Source organism: Kitasatospora sp. NPDC047058 (genome assembly GCF_040643935.1).
GTDB lineage: Bacteria > Actinomycetota > Actinomycetes > Streptomycetales > Streptomycetaceae > Kitasatospora.
This window is the reverse complement of the sequence record NZ_JBEYVJ010000404.1, coordinates 1-5,821: the sequence shown is the minus strand read 5'-3', so window position 1 is coordinate 5,821 and position 5,821 is coordinate 1. Positions and strand designations below refer to the sequence as shown.

Here is a 5,821-nt window from a genome sequence, read left to right as displayed (position 1 = left end):
AACGGCTCCCCGATGATGTCGCCGACCGTCATGCGCGGGTTCAGCGAGGTGTACGGGTCCTGGAACACCATCTGGATGTTCCGGCGGACGGCCTTCAACCCGGCTCCCGTCAGGTGCGAGATCTCCTCGCCCTTGTAACGCACCGACCCGCCGGTGGCCGGTTCCAGGTTCATCAGCACCTTGGCCAGCGTGGACTTCCCGCAGCCGGACTCCCCGACGATGCCGAGCGTCTCGCCCTGCATCAGGTCGAAGGAGACGCCGTCGACCGCCTTCACCGCGCCGACCTGCTTCTTGAACAGGATGCCCCGGGTCAGCGGGAAGTACTTGAACAGGTCCCGGACTTCGAGGATCGGCTCGCCGCGCCGCACCTCGTGGGCGAACGCGGCCTCCTCCGGCACCGCCGCCCCCAGCGCACTGGCCCCGTTACCGGTCATGGAGCGTCTCCTTCCAGAAGAAGCAGGCGCTGCCCCGCCCGGCCAGCTCGGTGCCGTCGTCCTCGGTGACCGGGAACAGCTCCGGCACCTCGGCCCGGCAGATGTCCTTCGCCCGCGGGCAGCGCGGGTTGAACGCGCAGCCCGGCGGGATCCGCAGCAGGTTGGGCGGCAGGCCCTTGATCGCGTAGAGCTCCTGGCCCTTCTGGTCCAGCCGCGGGATGGAGTCCAGCAGGCCACGGGTGTACGGGTGCGCCGGGCGCGCGTACAGGTCGTGCACCGGGGCCGTCTCGACGATCCGCCCCGCGTACATCACGGCGATCTTGTCCGCGACGTCGGCCACCACGCCGAGGTCGTGGGTGATCAGGATCAGCCCCATGTGGTACTCGGCCTGCAGCTCCGCGAGCAGGTCCATCACCTGGGCCTGGACGGTGACGTCCAGCGCGGTGGTGGGCTCGTCCGCGATGATCAGATCCGGCTCCAGGGCCAGCGCCATCGCGATCATGATGCGCTGGCGCATGCCGCCGGAGAACTGGTGCGGGTAGTCGTTCACCCGCTGCCCGGCCGCGGGGATGCGCACCCGGTCCATCAGCTCGACGGCCTTCCCCTTGGCCTCCTTACGCGAGATCCCGTGGTGGGCGCGGTACATCTCGCCGAGCTGGAAGCCCACGCTGAGCACCGGGTTGAGCGAGGAGAGCGCGTCCTGGAAGATCATCGCGATCTTCTGCCCGCGGATCTTCCGCCGCTCCTCCTTGCCCATCCGGAGCATGTCCTGGCCCCGGAACCGGATCTCGCCCCGGGGGATCCGGGCCGGCGGCATGTCCAGGATCCCCATGATCGCCTGCGCGGTGACCGACTTGCCCGAACCGGACTCGCCCAGCACCGCGAGCGTCTCCCCGGCGCTGACGCTGTAGTCGACGCCGTTGACCGCCCTCGCCACCCCGTCCCGGGTGACGAACTCGACGTGCAGGTCCCGGACGTCGAGCAGCGGCCCCTCGTACGGCGCCTCCCGCTGGGGCTTGGTGCTGTCCACAGCTGTAGTCACGATGCGTCCCCTCGCTCAGCGAAGCTTCGGGTCGAGGGCGTCGCGCACCGCGTCGCCCATCATGATGAAGGCCAGCACGGTGATGGAGAGCGCCGCGGCCGGGAAGAACATCACGTACGGGGCCGTCCGGATCACCTTCTGGGCCGAGGAGATGTCGATGCCCCAGGAGATGGTCGGGTCCTGCAGTCCGATGCCGAGGAAGCTCAGCGTGGCCTCGGTGGCGATGTAGCCGCCGAGCGCGATGGTGGCGACGACGATCACCGGGGCGACCGCGTTCGGCAGGATGTGCCGGGACATCAGCCGCGTGGTGCCCGCCCCCAGTGCCTTGCCGGCGACCACGTAGTCGGACTGCTTGACCGTCAGCACCGCGCCGCGCATGACCCGGGCGATCTGCGTCCAGCCGAGTACGACGAGCGCGATCACCACGCTCCAGACCGTCCGCCGGGCGGAGAAGGCGTTCAGCATGACCAGCGCGCCGAGCAGCAGCGGGATGCCGAAGAAGATGTCGACGATCCGGGACAGCACCGCGTCCAGGACCCCGCCGAAGTAGCCGGCCGTCATGCCGACCAGCCCGCCCAGCAGGGTCACCCCGGCGGTGACGAAGATGCCCACGGTGATCGAGGCGCGGGCGCCGTAGATCACCCGGGCGTAGATCGACCGGCCCAGGGCGTCGTAGCCGAACCAGCCAGCGCCGAAGAAGTCCGTCCAGTCGGGCCGCTTGAGGTAGTCGTGCACCAGGTCGGCCTGGCGCGGGTTGGCGTCGGTGAAGGCCCAGGGGAAGATCGACATCAGGACCAGCAGCACGATCAGCACCACCGAGATCAGGAAGATCGGCCGCCGCCGCAGGTCCCGCCAGGCGTCGCCCCAGAGGCTCCGTGCCTCCTCGCGCTTTTCCGCGTCCGGTTCGACCAGCGTCTCCTGCTCCACCGCCATGCCCTGCTCGCCGGCGTAGTCCAGGTGGTCGACGCCGGGCTTGGGGTGCGGCTCGAAGTCGCCCTCGTCGTGGAGGTCAGGCATAGCGGATCCTCGGGTCCAGGACCGCGTAGAGCAGGTCGACGATCAGGGAGGCGACCAGGTAGACGATCACCAGGACGGTCACGATGCCGACCACGGTGGGCCCCTCCTTCTGGTTGATCGCCCGGTAGAGGACGTTGCCGATGCCCTGCACGTTGAAGATGCCCTCGGTGACGATCGCGCCGCCCATCAGCGCCCCGAGGTCGGTGCCCAGGAAGGTGACCACCGGGATCAGCGAGTTGCGCAGCAGGTGCCGGGTGACGATGGTCCGCCGCGGCAGGCCCTTGGCGACGGCCGTGCGCATGTAGTCGGCCCGCAGGTTCTCGCCGATGGACGTCCGGGTGAGCCGGGCGACGAACGCCAGGGAGAGCGAGCCCAGCACGATCGCGGGCAGGATCAGCTGGGAGATGTCCGTGGAGTCCTGCACGGTCGGGGTGACCCAGCCGAGGTTGGTCGCGAAGATCGTCTGGGCGAGGTACGCCAGCACGAAGACCGGGATCGAGATCACCACCAGGGTGAGGACCAGGACCAGGGTGTCCTGGATGCTGCCCCGCCAGAGGCCGGACACCAGGCCGAGGAGGAGGCCGAAGATCATCTCGAAGCCGAAGGCGAGCAGCGCCAGCCGGATGGTGACCGGGAAGGCGTCCGCCATGATGTCGCTGACCGAGCGGCCGGTGAAGCTGGTGCCGAAGTCCCCCTGGAAGAGGTTCCCCATGTAGTGCAGGTACTGCTTCCAGATCGGCTGGTCGAGGTAGTACTTGTGCTTGAGGTTGGCCACCACCGCGGGGTCCGCGGCCTTCTGCCCGAACAGCGCCGAGACCGGGTCGCCCGGCAGCGTGTAGACCATCAGGAAGATCAGCAGCGTGGTGCCGATGAACACCGGGATCATCTGCAGCACCCGCCGCAGCACGTAACTGCCCATCAGAGCCTCCTTCCTAGGGACCGGGTGGGTCGAGTGCCCGGGCCCCGCCCTCCGTGCGGGGAGGGCGGGGCCGGTGCGGGGGCCTGGTCAGCCGTTGACCTCGACCTGGGTCCAGGCCGGGTTGCCGAAGGAGTCGAACGTCACGTTGTGGACGTTGGTGGAGTAGCCCGAGTTGGTCCGGTAGTACCAGAGCGGGATGGCCGGCATGCCGCCGGGCAGCACCGCCTCGGCCGCCTGGTAGCCGGTCACCGAGTCGGCCACGCTGGGGGCCTGGTCGGCCTGCGTGGCCAGCTGGTCGAACTGCGGGTTGCTGTAGCCGAAGTCGTTGGACGCGGCGCCGGTGCGGTAGACGTCGGCGAGGAAGTTGGCGTTCAGCGGGTAGTCCTGCACCCAGCCGGTCCGGAACATCCCGTCGATCTGGTGCCCGGTGATCGCCGCCCGGGCGGTCTTGAAGTCGGGCTTCGGGTCGCCGACGCACTCCACGCCGGTGCTCTGCCGGATCGAGTTGCAGACCGCGTCGACCCACTCCTTGTGGCCGCCGTCCGCGTTGTAGGTGATGGTCAGCTTGTTGTTCGGGACGCCGCCGCCCTGGGCGATCAGCTGCTTGGCCTTGTCCGGGTTGAACGTGCAGAACTCACCGCACTGGCCGGCCTTGTACCCCTGGACGCCGTCCGCGACCCAGGCGCTGGCGGGGGCGCGGGAGCCCTGGAGCACCGTCTTGGTGATGGTGTCGCGGTCGATCGCCATCGAGATGCCCTGGCGGACCAGCGCCTTCTCCGGCGGGGCCCATTCCGGCTGGTACAGCGTGAAGCCGAGGTTCTGGATGGCGCCCTGCGGGGAGTCGATCGCCCGGTCGCCGAGGTCGCTCTTGTACGTGGCCAGTGCGGACGGCGGCACCTGGTCCATCACGTCCAGGTTGTTGGACTGCAGGTCGGCGTAGGCGGCCTCCGCCGTGTTGTACATCTTGAAGACGACGCCGCCGTTCTTCGGCTTGTCCACGCCCTGGTAGTTCGCGAAGGTCTTGGTCACCACCTGCTGGTTGTGGTCCCAGCTGACGAACTGGTAGGGGCCGTTGCCCACCGGCTTCTGGCCGTACCCGGCCGGGTCGTTGAAGAACCCGCTCGGCAGCGGGGAGAAGGCGATGTAGCCGAGCTTGTACTCGAAGTACGAGACCTTGCCGCTCAGCTTGATGGTGAAGTGCGTGGCGTCCACCACGGTCAGCCCGGACATCTTCGTCGCGGTCGGCTGGCCGCTGTCCGGGTGGACGTCCTTGTAGCCCTCGATGTCGGAGAACCAGGAGCTGTTGATCTGGTTGTTGGTGCTGGTCGCGCCCCAGTTCCAGGCGTCGACGAAGCTCTGGGACTGGACGGGGGTGCCGTCGTGGAACGTCCAGCCGGACTTCAGCGTCACGTTGTAGGTCTGCGAGTCGGAGGTGTCGATCGCGTCGGCGACCTGCATCCGGAGCTGGGCGTTGCTGGGGTTGTAGTCCACCAGCCCCTTGAAGAGGTTCTGGATGATGCGGCCGCCACCGGTCTCGTTGGCGTTCGCCGGCTGCAGCGGGTTCTGCGGCTCGCTGCTCTGGTAGCTGAAGGTCTTGCTGGCGTCCGACGAACCGCCGCCGCCCCCGCCGCTACTGCTGCACCCGCTGGCCACCAGGGCCACGGATGTCGCACCGGCGAGGACCCAGCGGGCACGGGTGGCTGCGGGCATGGAGGTCCCTCCTCAAGGTGTGTGTCGCATCACACCCCATGAGAAACGCGCCTTCGAGGCGGCGCGAGTCGGGTACCCCCGGATGGGTGCACGGCACCCCTCCACGAGTTGACGCAGCGGTGGGAGGCCCCGGGGCGGGGAACGCGGAAGGGCCCGCGGCGGGAAGCCGCGGGCCCTTCCGGGGAACGCTCCGGGATCAGACGGCGGCGGCCGTCTCCCGCACCTCGGCGAAGTGGCAGGCCGACTGGTGCTTGGCCGCGCCGGTCAGCACCTCCGGCACCGCCAGCAGCGGGACCTCGGTGGAGCAGCGCTCCTCCGCCTTCCAGCAGCGGGTGCGGAAGCGGCAGCCGGACGGCGGGTTGGCCGGCGAGGGGATGTCGCCGGTCAGGATGATCCGGTCACGGGACTCGCGCGCCGTCGGGTCCGGCACCGGCACCGCGGAGAGCAGCGCCTGGGTGTACGGGTGCGTGGCGTTCTCGTAGATCTCCTCGTCGGAGCCGATCTCGACCATCTTGCCGAGGTACATCACGCCGACGCGGTCGGAGATGTGCCGGACGATGGAGAGGTCGTGCGCGATGAACATGTACGAGAGAGCGAACTCGTCCTGCAGCTGCTCCAGCAGGTTGATCACCTGCGCCTGGACGGAGACGTCCAGGGCGGAGACCGGCTCGTCGCAGATGATGATCTCGGGCTTGAGCG

The 5,821-nt window shown here is 68.9% G+C and carries 6 protein-coding genes; all 6 read right to left on the bottom strand.

All coding sequences use genetic code 11. The features are described 5' to 3' along the window. Positions 1 to 434 (bottom strand): ATP-binding cassette domain-containing protein (locus ABZ885_RS34025; RefSeq protein ID WP_360197429.1); only part of this gene is annotated, 434 nt, incomplete at its 3' end. Beyond that, entirely contained in the window at positions 424 to 1,476 is a 1,053-nt protein-coding gene (locus ABZ885_RS34020; protein WP_360197426.1) for an ABC transporter ATP-binding protein, read from the bottom strand. The genes ABZ885_RS34025 and ABZ885_RS34020, both read right to left, overlap by 11 nt. Positions 1,477 to 1,491: 15 nt before the next feature. Beyond that, positions 1,492 to 2,409, bottom strand: a complete 918-nt coding sequence (locus ABZ885_RS34015) for an ABC transporter permease (protein WP_360197433.1) — start codon at positions 2,407 to 2,409, stop codon at positions 1,492 to 1,494. A gap of 76 nt (positions 2,410 to 2,485) precedes the next feature. Beyond that, positions 2,486 to 3,412, bottom strand: a complete 927-nt coding sequence (locus tag ABZ885_RS34010; RefSeq protein ID WP_360197423.1) for an ABC transporter permease — start codon at positions 3,410 to 3,412, stop codon at positions 2,486 to 2,488. Between the two features lie 87 nt (positions 3,413 to 3,499). Then, the gene (locus ABZ885_RS34005) at positions 3,500 to 5,122 is read right to left on the bottom strand and encodes an ABC transporter substrate-binding protein (protein ID WP_360197420.1); all 1,623 of its coding nucleotides are present in this window, start codon (positions 5,120 to 5,122) and stop codon (positions 3,500 to 3,502) included. A gap of 196 nt (positions 5,123 to 5,318) precedes the next feature. Further along, the coding region (locus ABZ885_RS34000) for an ABC transporter ATP-binding protein (RefSeq protein ID WP_360197417.1) at positions 5,319 to 5,821 on the bottom strand (503 nt) is incomplete at its 5' end.